This is a genomic window from Allofournierella massiliensis, from assembly GCF_964241245.1.
In the GTDB taxonomy this organism is placed as follows: Bacteria; Bacillota; Clostridia; order Oscillospirales; family Ruminococcaceae; genus Allofournierella; species Allofournierella massiliensis.
The window spans coordinates 1-22,442 of sequence record NZ_CAXSWZ010000039.1 but is presented as its reverse complement, the minus strand read 5'-3'; the positions used below and the strand labels follow the sequence as shown (position 1 = coordinate 22,442).

General features: G+C 63.2%; 22 protein-coding genes and 3 tRNA genes. 4 read left to right on the top strand and 21 right to left on the bottom strand.

Annotated elements, in window-relative coordinates:
• The 5 genes from ACESYO_RS15020 to ACESYO_RS15000 form a co-directional block, all read right to left on the bottom strand.
• Positions 1-76, bottom strand: a tRNA-Val gene (locus ACESYO_RS15020).
• A 4-nt stretch (positions 77-80) separates the two neighbouring features.
• A tRNA-Gly gene (locus ACESYO_RS15015) sits at positions 81-156 on the bottom strand.
• A gap of 9 nt (positions 157-165) precedes the next feature.
• Positions 166-241 (bottom strand) — tRNA-Pro (locus ACESYO_RS15010).
• 136 nt (positions 242-377) lie between these two features.
• A complete protein-coding gene (locus ACESYO_RS15005) occupies positions 378-719 on the bottom strand; it encodes a DUF1622 domain-containing protein (protein WP_058964030.1) in 342 nt (113 codons plus the stop codon).
• A gap of 15 nt (positions 720-734) precedes the next feature.
• On the bottom strand, positions 735-1,196 hold the full coding sequence (locus ACESYO_RS15000; protein ID WP_443983742.1) for a DUF523 domain-containing protein: 462 nt from the start codon (positions 1,194-1,196) through the stop codon (positions 735-737).
• A 186-nt stretch (positions 1,197-1,382) separates the two neighbouring features.
• Between ACESYO_RS15000 and ACESYO_RS14995 the strand changes: the two genes are divergently transcribed.
• Together ACESYO_RS14995 and trxB are read left to right on the top strand one after the other, a co-directional pair.
• Complete coding sequence (locus tag ACESYO_RS14995; protein WP_283129340.1) at positions 1,383-1,703, top strand: thioredoxin family protein; 321 nt, start codon at positions 1,383-1,385, stop codon at positions 1,701-1,703.
• Positions 1,704-1,706: 3 nt separating this feature from the next.
• The gene (gene trxB, locus ACESYO_RS14990) at positions 1,707-2,633 is read left to right on the top strand and encodes a thioredoxin-disulfide reductase (protein ID WP_373210175.1); all 927 of its coding nucleotides are present in this window, start codon (positions 1,707-1,709) and stop codon (positions 2,631-2,633) included.
• 158 nt (positions 2,634-2,791) lie between these two features.
• Here the strand turns inward: trxB and ACESYO_RS14985 are convergent, their stop codons facing one another.
• Positions 2,792-3,253 (bottom strand): spore coat protein, encoded by a 462-nt coding sequence (locus ACESYO_RS14985; protein ID WP_058964026.1) that lies wholly within the window; start codon positions 3,251-3,253, stop codon positions 2,792-2,794.
• Positions 3,254-3,337: 84 nt separating this feature from the next.
• Positions 3,338-4,747: an RNA polymerase factor sigma-54 gene (gene rpoN, locus ACESYO_RS14980; protein WP_276872360.1), complete on the bottom strand. Its 1,410-nt coding sequence runs from the start codon at positions 4,745-4,747 to the stop codon at positions 3,338-3,340.
• Positions 4,748-5,008: 261 nt separating this feature from the next.
• Between rpoN and ACESYO_RS14975 the strand changes: the two genes are divergently transcribed.
• Positions 5,009-5,665 (top strand): HD domain-containing protein, encoded by a 657-nt coding sequence (locus ACESYO_RS14975; RefSeq protein ID WP_317408119.1) that lies wholly within the window; start codon positions 5,009-5,011, stop codon positions 5,663-5,665.
• A 96-nt stretch (positions 5,666-5,761) separates the two neighbouring features.
• Here the strand turns inward: ACESYO_RS14975 and ACESYO_RS14970 are convergent, their stop codons facing one another.
• From ACESYO_RS14970 to ACESYO_RS14905, 14 genes are all read right to left on the bottom strand, one after another.
• On the bottom strand, positions 5,762-6,127 hold the full coding sequence (locus tag ACESYO_RS14970; protein ID WP_058964023.1) for an Hpt domain-containing protein: 366 nt from the start codon (positions 6,125-6,127) through the stop codon (positions 5,762-5,764).
• On the bottom strand, positions 6,124-7,209 hold the full coding sequence (locus ACESYO_RS14965; RefSeq protein WP_373210178.1) for an HD domain-containing phosphohydrolase: 1,086 nt from the start codon (positions 7,207-7,209) through the stop codon (positions 6,124-6,126). Before ACESYO_RS14965 ends, ACESYO_RS14970 begins: the two co-directional genes overlap by 4 nt.
• A gap of 172 nt (positions 7,210-7,381) precedes the next feature.
• Positions 7,382-11,071, bottom strand: a complete 3,690-nt coding sequence (locus tag ACESYO_RS14960; RefSeq protein ID WP_373210180.1) for an FtsX-like permease family protein — start codon at positions 11,069-11,071, stop codon at positions 7,382-7,384.
• Between the two features lie 3 nt (positions 11,072-11,074).
• Complete coding sequence (locus ACESYO_RS14955) at positions 11,075-11,782, bottom strand: ABC transporter ATP-binding protein (protein ID WP_058964020.1); 708 nt, start codon at positions 11,780-11,782, stop codon at positions 11,075-11,077.
• A 175-nt stretch (positions 11,783-11,957) separates the two neighbouring features.
• Positions 11,958-13,151 (bottom strand): AfsR/SARP family transcriptional regulator, encoded by a 1,194-nt coding sequence (locus ACESYO_RS14950; protein WP_276871459.1) that lies wholly within the window; start codon positions 13,149-13,151, stop codon positions 11,958-11,960.
• 134 nt (positions 13,152-13,285) lie between these two features.
• A complete protein-coding gene (locus tag ACESYO_RS14945) occupies positions 13,286-14,206 on the bottom strand; it encodes a DUF4097 family beta strand repeat-containing protein (RefSeq protein WP_276871457.1) in 921 nt (306 codons plus the stop codon).
• A complete protein-coding gene (locus ACESYO_RS14940; protein WP_373210183.1) occupies positions 14,203-14,886 on the bottom strand; it encodes a DUF1700 domain-containing protein in 684 nt (227 codons plus the stop codon). The genes ACESYO_RS14945 and ACESYO_RS14940 overlap by 4 nt, the downstream gene beginning before the upstream one ends.
• The gene (locus tag ACESYO_RS14935) at positions 14,883-15,200 is read right to left on the bottom strand and encodes a PadR family transcriptional regulator (protein ID WP_058964016.1); all 318 of its coding nucleotides are present in this window, start codon (positions 15,198-15,200) and stop codon (positions 14,883-14,885) included. The genes ACESYO_RS14940 and ACESYO_RS14935 overlap by 4 nt, the downstream gene beginning before the upstream one ends.
• A gap of 123 nt (positions 15,201-15,323) precedes the next feature.
• Positions 15,324-15,773 carry a GtrA family protein gene (locus ACESYO_RS14930; RefSeq protein ID WP_283128859.1) on the bottom strand — a complete coding sequence of 150 codons (450 nt, stop codon included), beginning with the start codon at positions 15,771-15,773 and terminating at the stop codon, positions 15,324-15,326.
• Positions 15,770-16,246 carry a peptidylprolyl isomerase gene (locus ACESYO_RS14925; protein WP_058964014.1) on the bottom strand — a complete coding sequence of 159 codons (477 nt, stop codon included), beginning with the start codon at positions 16,244-16,246 and terminating at the stop codon, positions 15,770-15,772. Before ACESYO_RS14925 ends, ACESYO_RS14930 begins: the two co-directional genes overlap by 4 nt.
• Positions 16,247-16,426: 180 nt before the next feature.
• Positions 16,427-17,023: a cytidylate kinase-like family protein gene (locus ACESYO_RS14920; RefSeq protein WP_058964013.1), complete on the bottom strand. Its 597-nt coding sequence runs from the start codon at positions 17,021-17,023 to the stop codon at positions 16,427-16,429.
• 94 nt (positions 17,024-17,117) lie between these two features.
• On the bottom strand, positions 17,118-18,458 hold the full coding sequence (locus ACESYO_RS14915; protein ID WP_373210186.1) for a cysteine peptidase family C39 domain-containing protein: 1,341 nt from the start codon (positions 18,456-18,458) through the stop codon (positions 17,118-17,120).
• Positions 18,459-18,659: 201 nt separating this feature from the next.
• Positions 18,660-19,784: an immunity protein Imm33 domain-containing protein gene (locus ACESYO_RS14910; RefSeq protein WP_283128856.1), complete on the bottom strand. Its 1,125-nt coding sequence runs from the start codon at positions 19,782-19,784 to the stop codon at positions 18,660-18,662.
• Positions 19,785-19,810: 26 nt separating this feature from the next.
• Entirely contained in the window at positions 19,811-21,163 is a 1,353-nt protein-coding gene (locus tag ACESYO_RS14905; protein WP_242868352.1) for an MATE family efflux transporter, read from the bottom strand.
• 247 nt (positions 21,164-21,410) lie between these two features.
• Between ACESYO_RS14905 and ACESYO_RS14900 the strand changes: the two genes are divergently transcribed.
• Positions 21,411-22,352, top strand: coding sequence for a rubredoxin-like domain-containing protein (locus ACESYO_RS14900; protein WP_077138533.1), 942 nt, complete (start codon positions 21,411-21,413; stop codon positions 22,350-22,352).
• Positions 22,353-22,442: the final 90 nt, after the last annotated feature.

Sequence of the window (22,442 nt, the reverse complement as noted above, 5' to 3'; positions counted from 1 at the left end):
TGGTGGAAGTTACAGGGCTCGAACCTGTGACCCTCTGCTTGTAAGGCAGATGCTCTCCCAGCTGAGCTAAACTTCCACGTTGGAGCGGCTTACGAGGCTCGAACTCGCTACCTCCACCTTGGCAAGGTGGCGCTCTACCAGATGAGCTAAAGCCGCTTATGATATTGGTCGGAGTGGCGGGATTCGAACCCACGGCATCCTGCTCCCAAAGCAGGCGCGCTACCAGCTGCGCTACACCCCGTTGTGTTCAGGGCCCCTGTTCGTTGGGTGCTTGATTAGTATACTCAATTTTGGGCCGGGTGTCAACACCTTTTTGCAAAAAAATTCAAAAAAATTTGCGGGGCCCGAAAACCCCGCAAAATCGAACCTTATTCCGCTTACTGCTGATGCTCCAGCTTGGCCTCCACCTCGGCCTCCTCGTTCTTGATTTCCCAGTGAATCAGGAAGGTCAGCGCGGCCCGCAGCACAATGATGGCGCCCACGATCATGATCTCGCTCATCTGGCGCACCACCACGGTGCGCAGAATCTCGCTGCCCAGCTTGAACTCAAGGCCCATGGCCATCCCCTTGGCCAGCTTGAGCCGGGTCAGAGGATCCCGGCGCAGATAGTTCCAGATACCCCGCACACCGGCGGCGATCAGAACCGCCACGCCCATGAATTCAAACAGCAGGATGGCGCCCTCCACGATCAGGTGCAGCACGTCGTTCAACAGTTCCATTGTGTTCTCTCCTTTTTATTCGATGGGGCAGCTTTGCGCCCACTGGTCCAGCCGGTCCAGCGTTTCCTCGCTGAACACCGGCAGGCCGTTTTTCAAAAGCAGGTCGGCGGCCACCCCGTTGCCCGGCACAAGGGTGCCGGTAAAGCTGCCGTCGTAAACCATCCCGCATCCGCAGGAGGGGCTGCGGGCCTTCAGCACCGCCGCTTCGCACCCGGCCAGCCGGGCCAGGGCCAGCGCCTCAGCCGCGCCCTTTTCGTACTGGGCGGTCACATCCTGCCCGTCCCGGTTCATCACCCGGCCGCCCTGCCGCTCGGCAGGGGTACGGGGGGTGGGCAGCCCGCCGTAGATCTCCGGGCAGACCGGCACCGGGGTGCAGCCGTGCGCTTTGAGCCATTCCACAAGGGGTCGGTTCTGCTTTGCGGCCCCATCATACCGGCAGGCGCAGCCCAAAAGGCACGCCGATACCAGCAGCTTCATCTTCTCCACCCCGCGTTTCGCTTCGGGCATGAACGCCCTGCTTTCTGACTATAACTATACCATATGGAATTGCCCGGCGAAAAGAGGTTCTATGACTTTGTTACAGAGTTTTACCCATTTTGGTGCTAGGATAAGAACGAAAAAACCAATCGAATGTATCCCGAACCTTGAAGGAGGTCGTTTTTTATGGCAATGTTTTCCGTTACCACGCAGGATTTTGAAAAGACCGTGATCGAATCCGCCGCTCCGGTGCTGGTGGAGTTCACCGCCCCCTGGTGCGGCTACTGCCGCCGCCTGGCCCCCGTTCTGCAGCGCATGAGCGGCGAAGAGGGCATGCTGCCCATCGCCGCCGTGAACATCGACGAGGAGCCCGCGCTGGCCGAGCGTTTTAAAGTGGATACCATCCCCACCCTGCTGGTGTTCCGGGGCGGCAGCCACGGCCCGGCTCTGGTGGCTCCTTCCACCGCCGCTCAGATCAAGGAGTGGCTGGCCGGTCAGGAGGTGTGAGCCATGATGGAAAAACTGTGGGACGTTGTAATCGTGGGCGGCGGCCCCGCCGGGTATTCCGCCGCGCTGTACGCGGTGCGGGCGGGCTATTCCACCCTGGTGGTGGAGATGCTCAGCGCCGGCGGCCAGATGGCCACCACCAATGCCATTGAAAACTACCCCGGCTTTGTGGAAAGCGTGGACGGCTTTGAGCTGGCCATGACCATGCAGCAGCAGGCGGAAAAATTCGGCAGCGAGACGCTGTATGCGCAGGTGACCGCGGTGCAGCTGGCCGGGCCGGAAAAGCACCTGACCACCACCGAGGGCGAGCTGCGGGCCAAAGCCGTGATCTTCGCCACCGGCGCGGATCCCCGCCCCCTGGGCCTGCCCGGGGAGGACAGCCTGCGCGGCCGGGGCGTGGCCTACTGCGCCACCTGCGACGGCGGCTTCTACCGGGGCAAGACCGTGGCGGTGGCCGGTGGCGGCAACTCCGCCGCCGAGGACGCACTCACCCTTTCCAAGCTCTGCAAAAAGGTATACTTGATTCACCGGCGGGATACCCTCAGCGCCACCCGCAGCTATTTGAAGCCGCTGGAAAAGGCCGAGAACCTCGAGTTTCTGTGGAACAAACAGGTCACCGGCTTTGACGTGGACGGCACCCTCACCGGCCTGACCCTCACCGACACCAAAACCGGTGAGGAAAGCCATCTGCCGGTGGACGGCCTGTTCGTGGCCATCGGCCGCCAGCCCAACACCTGGCTGGTAAAGGGCCAGCTGGAGCTGGACCGGCAGGGCTACATTGTGGCGGACGAGAGCTGCCGCACCAGCCAGCCGGGCGTGTTCGCCATTGGCGACGTGCGCACCAAGCCCCTGCGTCAGGTGGTCACCGCCGTGGCCGACGGCGCCACCGCCAGCAAATATCTGGAGGAATACCTGAACGGGCTTTCCTGATTTCTGTTTTGCTTTTTTCCGTTTCCGGTTTTCCACATTCCGGGCGCTGCCCGGTGGAAAACCCGCGAAACTTCCTTCTTCTCTTCCCAAATAAACGGCAGAGGCCGCCTTCCGCAAGCTGCGGGGGGCGGCCTCTGCCTGTTTTTGTGTTTTAATATTCAGCAGTACAGACCATTGGCGGTCATATAGTCGGAAATTTCCTTGCCGTGCTGCTGCTCCTGCTGCTGGATGGCGGCCAGTGCGCTGCGGGCCGCCGGGTCGGAAAATTCAAACACCGCGGTGTTGTACACCCCGGAAACGAACTTTTCGGTGGCCAGCACATCCGCCAGCAGATAGGCGTCGCTCTTTTTCTCCGCCCGGCTCACCGGCGAGCGCTGGGGCTCCGGCTGGGGCTTTTTGGCGTTCTGGCTCTGGCCCGGCTTCAGGGTGGGGGTCTCGCCCGCCAGCATGCCGGTCACGGTGTCGTAATGGTTCTGCTCGGCCTTTTCCAGCCGGGCGAACATCTGCTTCAGCGCCGGGTCACAGGCGGCTTCCGCGGCCTTGTGGTACTTCTCGGCGCAGGTTTTTTCCTCGTTTTGCAGATCCTTCAAAAGGCTCTGCTCCTTTTTGGTCAGGTTCATGGCGCGTCTCTCCTTTTCTCAAACAGGCCCGATGCTCCGGGCTTCTGGCATCAGTATGCCGCAGAAAAGGGGGAATTATGCACCTTAGTCCATCCGCCGCCGGGCCGACGAGCTGGGAATGCCCAGCTCCTCCCGGTATTTGGCCACGGTACGCCGGGCCACCGGCAGGTTCACCGCCTCCAGCGCGGCCCGCAATGCCTCGTCAGACAAAGGCTTTGCCGGATCCTCCGCCTGCACGAAGCGTAAAAGCTGGCGCTTGATGCTCTCGCTGCTCACCTGGCCGCCCTCCACCGGCACACCGGCGGAGAAAAACCGCTTCAGCGGCAGGCTTTTGCCCTCGAACTGCAGGGTCTTGCCCTGCACCGCCCGGCTCACCGTGGAAAGGCTCAGGCCCAGGCTCTGGGCCATCTGGGTCAGGGTCATGGGCTTCAGGGGCCCGCCCCGCAAAAAGAAGTCCTGCTGGTCCTGCGCCAGCTGACGCAGCAGCCGCACCAGCGTGCTCTCCCGTTCATTTACCGCCCGCAGCAGCTGCTGGGCCTCGGCCCGGCGCTCCTTCAGGTAGGTTTTCGCCTCGGGGGTGCCGCTTTGCTGCAGCAGAGCGCAGTTCTGCTCGTTCAGCTGCAGCCGGGGGGCCAGACGCCGTTCCAGCTCAATGACCAGCTGCCCGTTCTCCCGGCGGAACACCGCCTCCGGAATCTGGTAGGCCAGCGGCCCTGTGCCGTAGCCCTGGGCCGGGCGGGGATTCAGCGCCCGCACCGCCTTTGCCGCCGCCTGGGCCTGGGCCGGGGTGCATTCCAGCAGCCGGGCAATGGCGGTCATGTTGTTTCTGGCCAGCAGCTCCAGCCCCTCGCGCACCAGACGCACCGTGTGCTCGTTGAAGTCCTTCGTCTGGGCCAGCTGAAGCACCAGACATTCCGGCAGAGTGCGGGCAGCCACACCGGTGGGCTGCAGGCTTTGCAGCAGATACAGCGCCTGCTCCATCTCAAACACGCTCACGCCCTGCTCCGCCGCCAGATCCTCCAGCGCAAATTCCAGAAAGCCGTTTTCATTCAGGCAGTCGGCCAGATAATCCGCCAGCCGGCGCAGCCCATCGGTGAGGCCGGGCATGCGCAGCAGCTGCTCGTGCAGGGCCTGCGCAAGGCTTTCGCCCCGGTCCGCCGGGTCTGCCAGCGTGGCCATCCGATCCCATTCGCCGTCGCCGCCCCGGTTCCAGTCGCCCGCCATTTCCCCTGCGGGCAGATCCCACACCGCGGCGCTCTCGCTGCCGGTAGCCTCCCACCGGTCCGCCTCGCCGCCCGTCTCCTCGGCGGCATGCTCCGCCGGGTCGGGCAGGTGCAGCTCCTGGGGCAGCTCCAGCTCCAGAAGCGGGTTTTCCAGCGCCCTGTCCTGCAGATATTCCTGCAGTTCCAGCACCGGCATCTGCAAAATCTCCAGCGACTGCCGCTGGCTCTGGCTCAAGATCTGTTTTTGTTCCTGACGCTGCATCAGTTCCATGATGCTCCGCTCCTTTATTCGAATTGCTCCTTTTCATTATATCCGTTTGAGGGCGGCGGGGCAACCGGCCACCGCTCCGCTCCGGCCCGCCAAGCCGCATTTTCGTTCATTTTATAACAATCCGTCGGGAATGACAAGGGGGCCGCGGCGCCGGTTTTCTAACAAAGGTTTTACCTTGATTTTTTCGTTTCTTTGCAGAAAAAGCGGTATAATAAAATGGATTTCCTGATTCACTGCAATCCATTGGGAGGATTCTATTGTATGATCACACCCCGTCACATCAAGGAAAACAAACAGATTCAAACCTACATCCGCCGGGCGGATGAGACCCTCGCCGCCATGGGCTACACCGAACACAGCACCGCCCATGTGGCCCGGGTGGCCCATTTTGCCGAAAAGATTCTGGCCCATCTGGGCTATTCCCAGCGCACCTGCCAGCTGGCCTGGATCGCCGGTTACATGCACGACATCGGCAACGTGATCAACCGGATCGACCACGCCCAGTCCGGCGCGGTGATGGCCTTCCGCATTCTGGACAATCTGGGCATGGAGGCGGACGAGATCGCTACCGTGTGTTCGGCCATCGGCAACCACGACGAAGCCACCGCCTACCCGGTGAACCCGGTGGCGGCGGCGCTGATTCTGGCCGACAAGACCGACGTGCGCCGCAGCCGGGTGCGCACCAAGGACCCGGCCCAGTTCGACATCCACGACCGGGTAAACTACGCGGTGGAAAAAGCCTCCACCACCCTCACCGACGACGGCGCGGTGCTGCTGGAGCTGACCATCGACACCGCCATCTCGCCGGTGATCGACTACTTCGAAATCTTCATGGACCGCACCCTGCTCTGCCGCAAGGCGGCGGACAAGCTGGGCCTTGTGTTCCGGCTGGTGGTGAACGGCCAGGCGGTGCTGTGAGCCGCCCGGCCCGAAACAAAAACCAAAAACGCCCGTTCGGCTTCCCCTTTTTCAAGGGAAACGCCGAACGGGCGCTTTGTTTTTCTTTTCAGGGATTCAGCCCTCGCCGAAGGCCGCGCGGATGGCATCGGCCGCGGCGGCATGAGCCTCCTCCACACCGGCCATGGCCTGCCGGGCCCCGGCCAGATCGCCGGCCCGCAGCTGGGCCAGCTGGGCGGTGGTGCGCTCAAAGAGAACGGTCAGCGAAAGATTCCCGCTGGTTCCCTTCAGGGAATGGGCCGCCCCGGCGGCGGCTTCGGTATCGCCCACGTCCAGCGCCGCTTTCAGCGCGGGCAGGGATTCCTCCTGCAAAAAGCGCTTCAAAAAGCGCTCCAGCAGCGCCTCGCTGCCCATGAACCGTTCCAGAGCGCCGTTCACGTCCACGCCGCCCTGCTCCAGAATCGCCTGGGTCTGTGCGTTCATTGCAACTCCTCCGTTTCATACAGCGCGCGGATGCGGGGATGCATCTGCCGGAAGCACTCCAGCAGCCGGGGCGAAAACACGCCGCACTCCCCGTTCAGAATCATCTCCAGCGCCTTCTCGTGGGAAAAGGCCGCCTTGTACACCCGGGGGCTGACCAGCGCGTCGTACACGTCCGCCAGAGACACGATCTGCGCGCCCACCGAGATTTCATCCCCCTTCAGGCCGTGGGGGTAACCCCGGCCGTCCCACCGTTCGTGGTGGTGCATGGCGATGTCGATGGCGTATTCGTAGGCGCTGTGATCCCGCATCTGGGGGATGTTCTCCAGCAGCTTTGCCCCCTGCACCGTGTGGGTTTTCATGATCTCGAACTCCTCGGCCGTGAGCCGGCCGGGCTTGTTCAGAATGGCGTCCGGGATGGCGATCTTGCCCACGTCGTGCATCACCGCCGCCAGCGCGATGTCCTCCACGGTCTGCTCGCTGAGCCCCTCGCCCAGCTCGGTGCCGGTAAGCAGCTCCCGGGTGATGCGCTGCAGCCGGCGCACATGGTCGCCGGACTCGCCGCTGCGAAACTCGATGGCCGCCGCCAGCGAAGCGATCATGCCGTGACCCAGCTCGATGATCCGGCTGGCCTGGGCCAGCAGGGCATCCTTCTGGCGCTCCACCACGCTGTCCAGCCGCCGCCGGGCCCGGAACAGCTCCACCACGCTGCCCACCCGGCGCTGCACCAGATAGGGCACCACCGGCTTGCCGATCACGTCCATCACGCCCAGGGCATAGGCCTCCTTCATCATGTCGTCGCCGGTCTCGGCGGTGATCATGAACACCGGCACCTGACTGGTAATGCCCTGCTCATGCAGCCGGCGCAGCACCTCGAGGCCGTTCATTTCGGGCATCATCACGTCCAGCAGCACAGCGCACAGCCGCCCCGGATCTGCCAGAATGCTTTCCAGCCCCTGGCGGCCGTTTTCCGCCTGCTCGATGCGGTATTGCCCGGCAAATATATTTTCCAGAATCGCCCGGTTCATCTCGTCGTCATCCACGATGAGAAGGGTCTCCGGCGCTGCGGAATCTGTCTGCGTCACAGTTGACGAGAACACAGGGGTCACTTCCTTTCCGGTTTGCAGATTTCTGCAAAAAGTGGGGCGCGAGGCCAGGCCCCGCGCCCCATATAAACTATTATAGTATGTGCCGCCGGGTCCCGTCAAATCAAATCTTTGTAACCCTTTGGGGGAGTGTTCCGGGTGTTTTTCCCGGTTATTCGGGGGCCTTCATGCTCTCCACCATGCTGATGTGGCGCAGCTTGCGGTGCATCACCAGATTCACCAGCGCACTGAACACAAGGGTGAGCAGGGCGCTGAACACATAGCTCATCGGTTTGATCGTGCGGCCGAACATTACCGCATCCACCTCCACCGAGTGGATCACGAACATGTGCAGGAAAATGCCCAGCACAAGGCCCACCAGCGTGCCGATCACCGACAGTGCAACCGATTCCCGGTACACGTATGCCGAGACCTCGCTGTCGTAGAAGCCCAGCACCTTGATGGTGGCAATCTCCTTGGTGCGCTCGGTGATGTTGATGTTGGTCAGGTTATACAGCACCACAAAGGCCAGCACACCGGCGGAGACGATGAGCACCACCACGATGATGTCGATCTTCTGCATCATGCCGCTGAAGGTGTTCTTCAAGTCGCTGATCTGGCTTACGCCCGCCACGCCCTCGGTTTTGAGCAGGGTGCTGTTCAGCGCGGCGCGGCCCTCGTCGGAATCGTCCGCCGCATGGCCCAGCACCAGATCGAACTCCGGCGCCTGGCCAAAGGCCGCCTCATAGGTCTCGGCGCTCATGTAAACGTAGTTCTCCACGTAGTTTTCCACGATGCCGTCCACCCGGAAGGTGCCGGTGCGGCCGTCCTTGTTTTCCAGCGTCACGGTGTCGCCCACCGAAAGATTCGCCCGCTCGCTCATCTTTTCGGTGATGACCACCCCGGTTTCCGAGAAGGCCACCGATTCACCGCTCTTTCGCTCGTGCAGATCCACAAAGCTGCCGATGTGGCTGCTCTCCTCGGGCACGAACAGATAGGTCTCGAAGGTGATGTCGCCAAATTCGTTCTCGCTCTGCTCCTGATGCACCAGCGTCCAGTCGGTCACAAGGGAGGTATCCCCCAGCACCTGCTCCAGCTCGCTGCCCTCGAATTCCTCCGGATCCCGCACGCTCACGGTGAAATCGTAGGTAAACACCCTGCCGAACTGCTTGTTCACGATGTCGCTGATGGAATCGTGCAACCCGAAGCCGGTCACCAGCAGGGCGGTGCAGCCGGCGATGCCCACCACGGTCATGAAAAACCGCTTTTTGTAGCGGAACAGGTTGCGGGCGGTGACCTTGTGGGTGAACTTCATCCGCTTCCACACCGGGCGCACCCGCTCCAGCAGAATGCGCTTGCCGGCCTTGGGGGCCTTGGGCAGCATCAGGGTGGCGGGGGTCTCCATCAAGGTGGCCCAGCAGGCGTTCAGGGTGGCCGCCAGCGTGCACAGGATGGCCGCGCCCGAGGCGATGGCCGCATAGGGGATATTAAACAGACAGTATATCTTTGGCAGAGTATACATCATGGAGTAGGCATTCCAGATGACCGTGGGGAACAGATTGAAGCCCACCAGCAAACCGAACACACAGCCGGCCACGGTGGCGGTCATGGCGTAGATCACATACTTGGCCATGATGGATTTTTTGCTGTAACCCAGCGCCTTCATGGTGCCGATCTGCAGCCGCTCCTCTTCCACCATGCGGGTCATGGTGGTCAGGGCCACCAGCGCCGCCACCAGGAAGAAGAACACCGGGAACACCCGGGCGATGGCCTCCACCTTCTGCACGTTGGATTTCAGCGAAGCGAAGCTCACATTTTCATCCCGGGTGAGCAGGTACCATTCCGGCTCCTCCAGCTCGTCGATCTGCTTCTGGGCGTCGTCCAGCTGCTGCTTTGCATCGGCCAGCTGCTCCTCGGCGCTCTGTTTCTGCTCGGCGTATTCCGCCTCGCCCTCGCTCAGCTGCTGCTTGGCGTCCTCCAGCTGGGCGGTGCCGTCCTCCAGCTCGGCTTTGGCCGAATCCAGCTTTTCCTGGGCCAGTTCCAGCTCCAGCTGGGCAAGGCCGGGGGCCATGCTCAGTGCGCTCTCGCCCTGAGCAATCTGCTTTTCGCCCTCGGTGATCTGCTTTTTTGCCTCCTCCAGCTGGGCCTTGGCGTCCTCCAGCTGTTTTTCGCCCTCGGTGATCTTGGGCTCGTTTTCCGCGATCTGAGCCTTGGCTTCGTCCAGCTGGGCCTGGGTGTCGTTCAGGGTCTGCTGGCCCTCGGCCAGCGCCTTGTTGGCTTCGTCCAGCAAAGCCTGGGCCGCATCCGCCTGGGCGCGGGCGGTCTCGGCCTGGCCGGCCGCCAGATCCAGCGCCTGCTGGGCGGTGTCCAGCTCAGCCTGCGCGGTCTGTACCCGGGCCTCAGCCTCGGTGCGGGCGGCCAGCAGCGGGGCGGCCTCCTCCGGCTTCTGGGCGGCCCATTCCTCTTCGGTCAGCTCGCCCCGGGCCGCGTCGATGGCCGCCTGAGCATTGGTCAGCTCGGCGTTGGCCGCGTCCAGCGCAGAGGCGGCCTCATCCCGTTTTGTCTGGGCTTCGGCGCGGGCTGCTTCCAGCTGGTCGGCCAGCTGTTTTGCGCTGTCCACCGTGGGCTGCAGCTCGTCCACCCGGGCCTGCAACTTGGGCAGAGCCTCCTGGGCCTGGGTCAGGGTGGGCTCCAGCAGCTGCACCAGCTGTTTTGCCTGTTCCAGCTGCTGCTTGGCGCTCTCCAGCTCCTGGCTCTTCTGCTCCACCTGGGCCACGCCGTCCTCGTATTCCGCCTTGGCGTCGATCAGCCTGGCCTGCGCTTCCGCCAGCTGCTGCTGCTTGGCGCTCAGGGTACCGGGCAGGCTCTCCTTGTTTGCATCCAGCTCGGCCTGCCCGCTGTCGATCTCCTTCTGGGCGTTTTCCAGCTTTTTCTCGTTTTCTTCAATCTCGCTGCGGCCGTCCTCCAGCTCCTCCTCCGCATCCGCCAGCTTCTGCTCCGCTTCGGCTTTGGCGTCCTCGTATTCGGCGGTGGCATCGGCCAGCGCCTCCTCGGCCCCGGTTTTCACCTGCTCATAGCGGATGCGGCTGCGCTCGCCGCTGATGTCCTCGATCTTCTGAGCGGTCAGATCCACATAATCGGTATAGGCGTCGGTCAGGCTGTCGTAGGCCTTGGCCCCGGCCACCTGCACATAAATGTCGGTCCACACATCCAGCGTGAAATTCTGTTCGCCGGTGTAAAGCACCACGTCCACCGTGCCGTCGCCCACGCTGGCGCTCTCCCGCTCGATGGAAAAATAGGCGCTGGTGCTCACCACGCCCACCACCTTCAGCTCGTTGCGGGCGAAGGTGTCCTCCCAGTCCTCATTTTCCGGCGAGATGGTCAGGGTGTCGCCCACCGAAAAGCCCATGGCATGGTAGTCGGAGCCCTCCTCCACCACGCACTCGTCCTCCTTCACCGGCAGGCGGCCCTCCACCACCTCCATCCGGTTCAGGTAGCCCTGGGGCTCCTTTGCCTCGATCTGATCCAGCGGCACGCTCTGGATGCGGGCCACCAGTGCGTCGCCGGAGGGAGTGTTCACGATGGCGTCCGACGAGTAGGCGGGCATCACCTGCTCCACCCCGTCAATGGCGCGCACCGCCTCCACATCCTCGTCGGTCAGGCCAAGGGTGCCCACGATGCGCAGATCAAACAGGTCGGTCTCGTCGAAAAAGCGGTCGGCGGAATAGCGTATGTCCGGCGTGGTGGCCAGAAGGCCCGCCAGAAAGCCCACGCCCAGAGCCACAATCGCAAAAATGGCCAGAAACCGGCTCAGGCTCTGGCGGATGGTGCACACCACCGTTTTGCGGTATGTACGTTTCATGGTTTACCACTCGATCCTTTCCACGGGGGTGGGGTTCTCGTTCACCTCCACACCGGCCACCTGGCCGTTGCGGATGTGGATCACCCGGTCCGCCATGGCGGTGAGGGCGGAGTTGTGGGTGATCACGATCACGGTGCGGCCGGTCTCGCGGCAGGTGTTCTGCAGCAGGGCCAGCACCTGCTTGCCGGTTTTGTAGTCCAGCGCGCCGGTGGGTTCGTCGCACAAAAGGATCTTGGGATTTTTGGCCAGCGCCCGGGCGATGGACACCCGCTGCTGTTCACCGCCGGAAAGCTGGGCGGGGAAATTGTCCATCCGGTGCTCCAGCCCCACCTGCCGCAGGGTCTGCTCGGCGGGCAGGGGGTCCTTGCTGATCTCATTGGCCAGCTCCACGTTTTCCAGTGCGGTCAGGTTCTGCACCAGATTGTAGAACTGGAACACAAAGCCCACGTCGTAACGGCGGTAGCGGGTGAGCTGCTTCTGGTTGTAGGCGCTCACCTCCTGGCCATCCAGATAGATGCGGCCCTCGTCGCAGCCGTCCATGCCGCCCAGCATGTTCAGAACGGTGGTCTTGCCCGCGCCGGAAGGGCCCACGATCACGCAGAATTCGCCCTTTTCGATGAAAAACGAGACGTGATCCGCGGCCGCGATGCGGTTTTCGCCCATCTGGTAATACTTGCACACGTTATCGAATTCCACAAAATGCCGTTCCATTGCGTCGCTCCTTTTGGGGGAATGGCTCCCCGGTCGTTACCTTTATTATAAACAAAGTTTTTGGGCCACACAACCAACGATCCTGATACAATCCGTGAATTTTTTAAGAAATCCGCCCAAAAATTTCCCAATTCGAGCGCAAAAAAGCCCCCATCCATCGGATGGGGGCAGAAAATTATTCGCCGGTGATCTGGGGCAGCGGGCCGCCGAAATCGAACATCAGCTCCAGCCGGCCGTTCACCGGCTTCCAGCCCGCCCGCAGCCGGTGCTCCACCGCGTCGGTGTGGGCCGGGTCGGCCAGCATCAGCAGGGCCAGATACTGGTCGTGGCCGTAGCGGCAGCACACATCGCCCCGGCGCAAGGTCTGGCTGAGCAAAAAGCGCAGCTCCTGATCCGGGCCGGCGGCTGCGCTGCCCGGCTGGCTCTCCGCGCTCACCAGCAGCAGCACGGTGGTCTGGCCGGTGCGGGCCGCCTGACGCCGGGCCATGGCGTAGAGCATGGGCAGCTGGTCGTACTCGCAGAAATAGGGTCCCGGAGGGGCGTTCTTTTCGTGGTTTGCCAGCTTCTGGCGAATGCGCAGCATCTCCTCCCGGCCCCGGCTCTCGCCCTCGGTGGCCCACTGGTGGATGGCCCGCAGCCGGGCCGGCGGCGCCTGACCCTGTCGCTCCATGAGCATCTCGGCCAGAAGCGGATACTGGCTGCGCACCGCCGCCTTCATGTTCAGCCGCTGCATGGCCGCAAAGCGGATGATCTGCAGGCCCATATCGTCCGGGAAGATCAAAAGCGCCTCGGCACAGACCGCCAGTGCCTGCCGGGCTCCGGTGCGTTCCGGGCCGTCCAGCAGCAGGGCCGCGGCCCGCCGTGCGGCAGCCAGCCAGCCGTCCCGCACAAGGGAGGCCTGCCCGGCCACCCAGGGCCGGTCTGCCAGCTGGGGCAGAAAATCCCCGCAGCAGATGCCATCCAGCTCCTGCCAGGCTTCCAGCGCCCGGGCCGGGTCCGGCTGATTCACCGCCTGTTCGGCCAGCTGCCCCGCCCGCCACAGATCCACCTCCAGCACAAGGTCGCCCGCCAGACGGTACTGCTTGTCCTCCACGGTGATCAGCTCCCGCCCCGCGCCCCGCTGCTCCAGCAGCCGGCGCAGCGAGTAGGCGGCGTTTTTCAGCGCACCCGCCGGGTTATGGCTCTCCTCCCCGGTCCAGAGCAGGCCAGCCAGCGCCTCGTTGGAAAGGGGTGCGCGCCCGTTGATGGCAAGCAGAGCCAGCAGCTCCAGATTCTTGTTGATGCGCTCGCCGTGGCGCACCAGCGGCTGGTCGTCCAGCCAGACGGCCAGCCCGCCGAAGGTCTCCACCCGCATGACATGCCGCTCCATGGCACCGCTCCTTCCGCGCCGCAAACGCCCGGCGCTGTTGTTTTTTCCCATTATACCGGCTTTGGCGGTTTTTGTATAGCCGTTTTGTATGAAAAACGGCCCGGGGCATGGCCCCGAGCCGTTTGCTTGCTCTGTTACAGATTATCGTCCGCCTTTACCACCGCCTTGCCGGTGTTCACCTCCAGGTCGAAGAAGGGGTGCAGCTCCTCGTTTTCCACCACCCGCTTGTACAGCGAGGAGGAAACCTCACCGAACATCTCCACCTGGCCCATGTTGCATTCCAGCGCATAGCCGTACTGCTCCGGCCGGGGGGTGCGCAGGGTCACGCTGCCCGCGTTCACCTCCACCTTCGCGGTGTCGTTCACGGTGCCGCTCACATCCACGCTGCCCGCATCGGCACTCAGGTCCATGGAATCGGCCTGCACCCGGCGCAGCTGTACGCTGCCCGCCTGTACATCCACTTCCAGATTCCCGCAGGCCAGCTCCTCACCGGTGATGGCTCCGGCGCTGCACTCCAGCTCCACCGCATCGTACCAGGCATCCCGGGGCAGCACCACCTCCACGGTGTCGTCGCTGCCGTGGTTTTGGCTGTGGTTGTGTTCGCTCCACACCTTCAGCTTCCACACGCCGTTCTCTCTGGTGCTGTCCACCAGAACCCCGTCGCAGCCGTCGCTGTTCAATGCGAAATCATCGCCCAGCGTCAGCTCCAGATGGCCCGCCTGCACGTTGAAATCCAGCTCTCGGATCTCGCCGGTTTCGCGGGGAATCTGCCCGCTGTCCGACCCGGAAAGCGCCGGAGAAGGCTCTCTTGCCGCTGCCGAATTCCCGGACCTGCAGCTCCAGCCCCACATCCAGTCGTCCTCATCGTCCCAGTCCCAGTCGTCGTGATCCCGGTCGCCCCAGCCCCAAATGGGCTTGGAGCCGGAAATCACATTGTTGCGGCTGAAGGCCTCGCCCCATACGCCGCCGGCAACGGTGCCCAGCACACACAGGAGAATGCCGGGGATCAGCAGCCCCAGCGCCGCCATGAAGCAGTATTTTACCAGACGTTTCATTGCTCATTCCCCCTCGCTTTTTTCTGTGCCAGCGCTTCCTTTGCCCGGTTCCAGCCGCGCACCGCCATGCGCCACAGCCAGACCAGCAGCATGCACAGCGCAAACCCCACGCCCAGCATCGCAAAGCCCAGGGCCACATCCAGCACGCCTATGCCAGCCACCAGCAGGGCGGTGCCCACGCCGGCGCCGATGGTCAGAAAGCCCTTGACCGTTACAATGATTCCGGCAATGACGACCGCCGCGCCGCTGAACACCAGCGCCACCGCCGTGATGATCACCGCCAGCAGGGCCCCGAACACCGTGCCCAGCACGCTCAGCCACAGGGGCGAAAGAATGAGCAGAGCCGCCACCACCGCCACCCAGAACAGGGTGCGGTTGTCGTTTTTCGGCGCTGCGCCCGGGTACTGGGGCGGGTTTGCATAGCGGGCTGCACCGCCGGCCGCAGCCTGCCCGGCGCCCGGCGCCTGATAACGGGGCGGAATGCGGCTGCCCGGCACGTTGGCCTTGATGATGGCGGCCACCTTTTCCGGGCTGCCCAGCTCGGCCAGCACCGCCTGCTCCTGCTCCGGGCCGGCCTCGTCGAAATATTCCTCGTAATAGCGCAGGGCCTCCTCCCGTTCCTCCGGGGTCACGTCCGCCAGCAGGCGGTTCAGCCGCTGCAAAAATTCCTGTTTCGTCATTGCTCTTCTCCCTCCAGCAGCATGGAATCAATCTGTTTTTTATACTCGATCCACTCGGCCCGGTATTGCTCCAGTGCCCGGGCCCCCGCCTCGGTGAGCCGGTAGTACCGGCGGTTGCGCCCGGCAAACGCCTGATCGTAGGTTTCCAGGTACCCTTCCTTCTGCAGGCGGCGAAGCACCGGGTACAGGGTACTTTCGCTCACCGTCATGATTCTGCGCACGTCCTGGGTGATCCGGTAGCCGTAAGTGGGCTCCTTCGCCGCCGTGCTCAGCACCAGCGCATCCATCAGCGCCGCTCCGTTGTTGAACGCCACGCCGTCGCCTCCCTTTCTGTTTCTGATAATATTATATTTCGTATAATATTAAATGTCAATATAATATTATGAAATTAAAAAGGGAGCCCCGGCATGCCGCCGGGGCTCCCTTCGGGATCGTATTTAACTGTTCTGCCCTTTTTTAAAGATGATGAGCTTGGAGAAGATGTAGTTGAACAGGATGACCAGCACCTGATCCACCAGCTTTACCGCCAGGAACCACACGCCCTGCCAGCCTTCCGGCACCAGCGCCGCGCCGATCAGGTCCACGCCGATCCACATGATGGCCACGTCCATCACCAGCGTGCCCAGGCGGCAGCCGATGAAGGAGGCGAACTCCCGCAGCGCGTCCATTCCCTTACTGTGGCTGCGGAACACCCAGATGCGGTTGGTGCAGTAGGCGAACAGGATGCAGACCACATTGTCCAGCAGGGTGTTCCAGGTGGTGGGCATGCCCATCCAGCGGAACACCAGCGCCAGCACGATGTTCAGCAGCGTGGCCAGCCCGCCGAAGAACAGGTAGGCCAGCTGCTCGTAATACTTCTCAATCAGCCCTTTCAGCTTTTCGATCATCCCTCAATGACCTCCACGGTCTTCATCACAACGGGGGTCACGGGGCGATCCTGGAAGCCGGTGGGAGTGTTGGCGATCTCGTCCACCACGTCCATGCCGCTGACCACGCGGCCGAAAGCAGCGTAGCCGCCGTCCAGATGGGGGGCGTCCTCATGCATGATGAAGAACTGGCTGCCGGCGGAGTTGGGATCCATGGCGCGGGCCATGCTGATCACGCCGCGCTCGTGCTTGATGGGGTTCTTCCAGCCGTTGCGGGCGAACTCGCCCTTGATGTGCCAGCCGGGGCCGCCCATGCCGGTGCCCTCGGGGCAGCCGCCCTGGATCATGAAGCCGGGGATGATGCGGTGGAAGGTCAGGCCGTTGTAGAAGCCCTCGTTCACCAGCTTGAGGAAGTTCTCCACAGTGATGGGTGCGGCCTGAGCGTCCAGCTCCAGGTCGATGGTCTTGCCGTTTTCCATGGTGATGCGTACCATAGTAAAATCTCTCCATTCTTTGTTTTTGTGATCCGGGCAGCCAGAACCGCCCGCGCAAAAAAAGAAGGGCGGCCCGGCGCACAGCCGCACGCCGGGCCGCCCTTTTGGGTTATTATAGCATAATGCGAAGCGTTATGGTATCATTCGCCCTTTTTTCCGGTGTTCCCACCGGGGGAAAGGTCAGCCCTCCAGCTGAGCAGCCTTCTCGATCAGCTCGGCGCAGGCGTCGATGCCCAGCGCCGCGTTCAGGCACATGTCGTAATACTGGGCCTCGCCCCAGCGGTTCTGGGTGTAGTAATTGTAGTAGGAAGCGCGGCGCTTATCCTCCTTCTGGATGCTCAGCTCCATGACCCGATCCTCGGTGCCGGGGGCGAAGTCGCCCGCCGCCAGCGCGAACTTCTTGCGGAAATCCATGGTGGCGTGCAGAAAGACCTTCAGCACATCCGGCCGGTCCCGCAGCACATAGTCGGCGCAGCGGCCCACGATCACGCAGGGGCCCTTTTCCGCCAGCTGGGAAACGATGTGGGACTGGATGATGTAGACCTGATCGTTCAGCGGCAGATCGCCGCCCATGGTGTACAGGCTGTACAAAAGGCTGGCGGAGTGGCGCTTTTCCACCGCCGCGATGGACTCCTCGGAAAGGCCGCTTTCCTTGGCGGCCATGGTGATGAGCTCCTTGTCGTAGAACGGGATGTTCAGGTCCTGGGCTACCTTGCGGGCAATGTCCAGGCCGCCGGTGCAGTGCTCACGGCTGATGGTGATGATGTTGCGCTTCATACAATTGACCCCCTTTATGGCGGTGTTTCCGCCTTGTGGCTTTTATTGTGCACGGCGCAAGGCTTCGCGCCGTCGCGTTCGCAGAAATGGCCGGTCAGTTTCCGGTGTGCACCTCGCCCACCAGACCGCCGCCGCTGGAATCGATGGCGTACACGGTCAGCCGGCCCGCCTCACTGAGCAGCTCGGGGGGCAGCTGTACCGCCCCCGCCGACGTGCGGCGCAGGTAGTGGAAGGCCTTGTGGGCGGTGGTGGCGTGGGCCACGCCGTCCGGCACGGTGCAGGCCAGCGTGCCCTCGAAGTCCTCGGGCAGGGGCAGATCCTCGCCCTCGGCGCTCTGGAACAGGTAGCAGCCCAGCTGCTCCAGCGCCCGCAGCCCCACCCGGCGGCGGATGGGATGGCCCGCGTCCTCGCCGGGGTGCTTGCCGGTGATGATCACCACCTCGCCGCTGTAGGCCGCCCAGAATTCCTTTGCCGGATAGCGGGTCTCCGCCTGCCGGTCGGTGGGGGCCAGGCTGTCGTTCACCAGCACATACACCTGGTCGTTTTCCAGCGCAAAGCCCCGCAGAGCCATACACTGATCCGCCCCGGTGGCAAAGGCCCCCGGCAGCACCGGCAAACCCAGGCGGGCGGCATCCTCGCTGTTTGCGGCGTAGTGCATGCGCAGGCCGATGGAATGCCCCGCCTTCACCTGCTGCCACACCGCTGCCGGATCCAGATAGGCCCGGTAGGCCTGGTAGCCGTAGCCGCCGGCCAGCGCCGTCATGAACGCATAGTTGAAGCAGTCGCCCAGCGCAAAGTCCCGCATGCCCCAGGCCAGCTCCTCGGGCAGGGCATCCTGCCCCCAGCGGTTGATCATGGAGGCCAGGGTCACCGCCGCGCTCATGCTCCCGGCAAACACCGGATCCCGCAGCTGCTGGCTGTACGCGGGCAGGCGCAGCAGCCGGCCGTAGGGCTCGGCGTCCTCCCAGCGCCAGTCCACCGGGCGCACGCTGGCGGCCAGCAGACGCACCAGCGGGGTGAGCTGCTCGTCGTTGGTATAAAGGTAGATCCGCAGCTGGGCAAGGCTGGCCCGCCCCGCCGGGATATGAATGGTATCGCCGTTCACATAGGCGGGCTTTGCCGCCTCCTGATGCAGGCTCTCGCGCCGGATGTAGGGGCTCCATTTGCCCAGCGTCAGCCAGCCGGTCCACTCGCCGTCCACCAGTACCCGGGCCTGGGCCTCCACCACCGTGCCGTTGGGCGTCTCCGCATTCCAGCTCACGGTCAGCTGCCGGAAGGCCGGGAAGCGGATTTCCGGCGAGGTGAAGCAGCCGTACAGCACATACCGCCCGCCGGACTGCTCCAGGCAGACGGCGTTCTCGGTCAGGGCCACGTTATCCAGCCCGCCCTTGGTAAAGGCATCGGTGCCGCTCATCAGATACAGGTTTTTCAGCATAGAGCCAATCCTTTCCGGTCAAGGGGGCGCCGGTTTTTTCACACGCCCCGCGTTCTACCTTTATCCTATCCTTTCGGGGGCGTTCTGTCAAGTAAAACGCCTGTTTGCGCCCCCTTCTTTGTGTAACTTGCACGGTATTTTGCCCGCCTGCCCCACAAAAATGCCCGCTCTCCAAAAAAGGAAACCGGGCACGGGCAGGCTTCAGCGCTCCTCCTGCTGCCAGCCGTCACCCGCCCGGCGGAAGGCGACCGGCGCGGGGGCATTGAGCAGCTCCAGAATGGAAGCGTCATAATTGCAGATGGTGTTCAGGTGGTAAAATTCAAAATGGGCGGCATCCGCCATGTAGTCGGCGTCCTCGTCCCCGGCAAAGATGCGCCAGCCGCTGTCCGGCGCGTTCGGGTCCAGGGGCTGCTCCCGGAACAGGTAGCCCACCGGCAGTCCGTCCACGGTGATCCGGTCGCTGGCGATGCAGGCCACCTTGTCGCCGCCCTCGTAGCCGGTGAGCACCGGCCGCAGCTGGCCGGGGTTCAGCTTATACTGCTTGGGCGGGCGCTTGTACCAGGCGGCAGCCTGCCAGGGGCCGGTGAGCAGCTGCTCCAGCACCCGGCAGTTCAGCTCCACGTACTGGCGCATCTCGTCCTTGTCCACCCTGTTTTCCTCGGCCATCTGGCCCCGGAACATGTCGTAGCAGGCGCCGCACAAATAGCCCGCCGCGTATTCCAGAAAACCGTCGTACCGGTCGGAAGCGGCGGAGGCCAGCGGCCTGGCCTTCTGCCAGAACTCCTCCTCGGTGATGATGCCCGCCGCGGCCGCTGCCCGCCACAGGCCCAGCCGCTCGGCGCAGTCGAAGGCAAAAAAGCCCTTGCGCCCGGCAATGGGGGCCAGCAGCTCGGCAAAATCCTTGCAGGCATTGAACAGAAACCGGCCCCGCTCGTCCAGTGCGTTCACGTCAAAGCAGGGGCGGCCCTTCCAGAAGCTGCGAAACTGGGTGTAGTCGTTCTGGGTGTTGTATTCCTTTTCCGCAAAGGCCGCAAGGCCCTGTGCATCGTCTGCGCCATACAGCTTGCGGCAGTGCTCCCGCACCGCGGCGGCGTCGCCGCCGTCCCGGCTGCAGAGAAACAGCTTTTCCGCACCCATGGCCCCGGGGATGCCGGGCACCTTGCGCAGAGCCGCCGGGCCGGTGAGCAGCAGGGCGAACTGCTCCGGGCTGCAGGGGGCCGCCGCCTCCTTTTTCTCCGCCTTCATCCGATCCAGAAATTCCAGCAGCGCGGCGGCCAGATCATAGTTATCCCGGCGCAGGGGCCGTTTGTGGTTGAATACGTTCATTGCTTTGCTCCTTTTCCGTTTATCCCTCAGGCTTTGTATTTGGTTTTCCATTTGCCGCTCACAAACCGGCCCACAAAGAAGGCGCTGCGGCAGACCCAGTCGATGACCATGGCGATCCACACACCAACGGCGCCCATGCCGAAGCCGATGCCCAGCACATAGCTGAAGCCCAGCCGCCAGATCATCATGCTGGCAATGCTCACGGTCATGGTGAAGCGCACATCGTTGGCTGCGCGCAGGGCGTTGGGCAGCACAAAGGCCACCGGCCACAGCACAATGCCGCAGGCGCAGTGGATGAATACCAGCAGCCAGGCCAGCTGATGGGTCTCGGCCGAGATGTTGTAAAGCCCCAGCAGCAACGGCATGCCCAGAATCACCGCCAGATTCAGCGCGCCGTCCACCAGATAGGTCAGGCCCACCAGCTTTTTGGTATAGGAGATGGCGGCCTTCTGATCCTGCGCGCCGATGCACTGGCCCGCCACCGTGATGAGCCCCAGGCCGATGGCCTGCCCCGGAATGCAGCCGATGCTGTCCAGATTGTTGGCCACCGCGTTGGCGGAGATCTGGGCGGTGCCGAACACCGCGATGATGCTCACCACCAGCACCCGCCCCAGCTGGAACAGGCTGTTCTCAAAGGCGGAGGGAATGCCGATGTTCAGAATGCGCAGCGCCATGCCCCGGTGCAGCCGCAGGCACTGGGCAGCCTTCACATGCACCAGATTGGCCGGGTTCGAAGCCCGCCACAGAATCAGCCCCGCGGCCATGGCACGGCCCACCAGCGAGGGCAGGGCCACACCGGCCACACCCATGCCCAGACCGAACACGCAGATGGCGTTGCCCGCCACGTTCACCGCGTTCATCAGAATGCTCACCTGCATGCTGATTTTGCTGTTGCCCATGCTGCGGAACAGCGCCGCACCCGCGTTGTACAGGGCAATGAAGGGGTAGGAGGCCGCCGAGATACGCAGATACAAAAGCGCCGCGTCCATCACATCCGGCTCAATCTGGCCGAACAGAAGGCCCAGCAGCGGCCGGGCAAAGGCCAGTGCCAGCGCCATGATGCCCACGCCCGCCAGCGCCGCCAGATGGAACAGCTGGCCCGCGCCGTTTTTGGCGCTTTCCACATCCCGTGCGCCCAGATACTGGCTGATGACCACCGCGCCGCCGGTGGCCAGCGCCGCAAAGATGTTAATAATGAGCACGTTCAGCATATCCACCAGCGAAACGCCGGAGATGGCCGCCTCGCCCGCGTATGACACCATCATCGTATCCGTCATGCCCACCGTTACCGCCAGAAACTGCTCCACCACCAGCGGGGCCAGCAGCCGGGTCAGATCCCGCCGGGTAAAATGCACGCGCTTTTCACACGTTGCTTCCAAAATAAAACACTTCCCTCACACCCGGCCTCCGGCCGGTTTTTATCTTCCTGTTCAATTTTAGGCCCGGCGGCGGCCAATTGCAAGGGCACCCGCCCGCAGGGCAGTTGGGGCGCGGGGAAACTTTCTTTTTTATTTTACACAAAACCTATTGTTTTTTGCCCTTTGTTTGCTATACTGATAATATATCCTAAATATAATTCAAACAACGGTGCGCGGTGTTTGCCGCGCGGCAAAGGAGAGCATAAAAATGGACGTTCGTTTCTTTTTCAGCATGTCGTACGGCGTATACATCGTGACCAGCATGAACGGCGAGACCCCCGTGGGCTGCACCGCCAACAGCGCCATGCAGATCACCGCCGAGCCTGCCACCATCGCGGTGAGCATCAACCATGAAAACCTGACCCACAAGGCCATCTCGGAAAGCGGCATGTTCGCGCTGAACGTGCTCAGCGAGGCCAGCGACCCGGGCCTGATCGGCGGCTTCGGCTTCCGCTCCAGCCGTGACGTGGACAAGTTCGCCGGCGTGGCCTGGCACTATGAGCAGGGCCTGCCCGTTCTGGAGGACACCATGGGCTGGGGCCTGTGCAAGGTGATCGACAAGATGGAGACCGAGACCCACACCGTGTTCCTGGGCAAGGTGATCGACACCGGCGTGTTCGCCCAGACTGCCCCCGCCATGACCTACGAATACTATCATAAGGTAATCAAGGGCTCCAGCCCCAAGACCGCCCCCACCTATGTGGCCCCCGAGGCGGTGGCTGAGCTGCCGGTCACCAAGACCCAGTGGGTGTGCACCGTGTGCGGCTACATCTACGAGGGCGACCAGCTGCCCGCCGGCTTCACCTGCCCCCTGTGCGGCGTTGGCCCCGAGTTCTTTGAGAAGAAGAGCGTGGAGGTGAGCGCCGAGGAGGCAAAGCCCGCTTCCGCCTCCGGTACCAAGTGGGTGTGCACCGTTTGCGGCTACGTCTACGAGGGCGACGAGCTGCCCGAGGGCTACACCTGCCCCCTGTGCGGCGTTGGCGCCGAGTTCTTCGAGAAGCAGGCCGCTCCCGCTGCCGACACCGACGAGAACACCGAATGGGTATGCTCGGTTTGCGGCTATGTGTACGAGGGCGCCCAGCTGCCCGAGGGCTACACCTGCCCCCTGTGCGGTGTGGGCGCCGAGCAGTTCGAGAAGCGCAGCAAGTAACCCCTTCACCCTTAAAGGGGCTGTTGCAAAACGGAAGTTGAGCAACAGCCCCCACTTTTTGTGAAAAGCAGGATCGGAAGAGACTTTTTC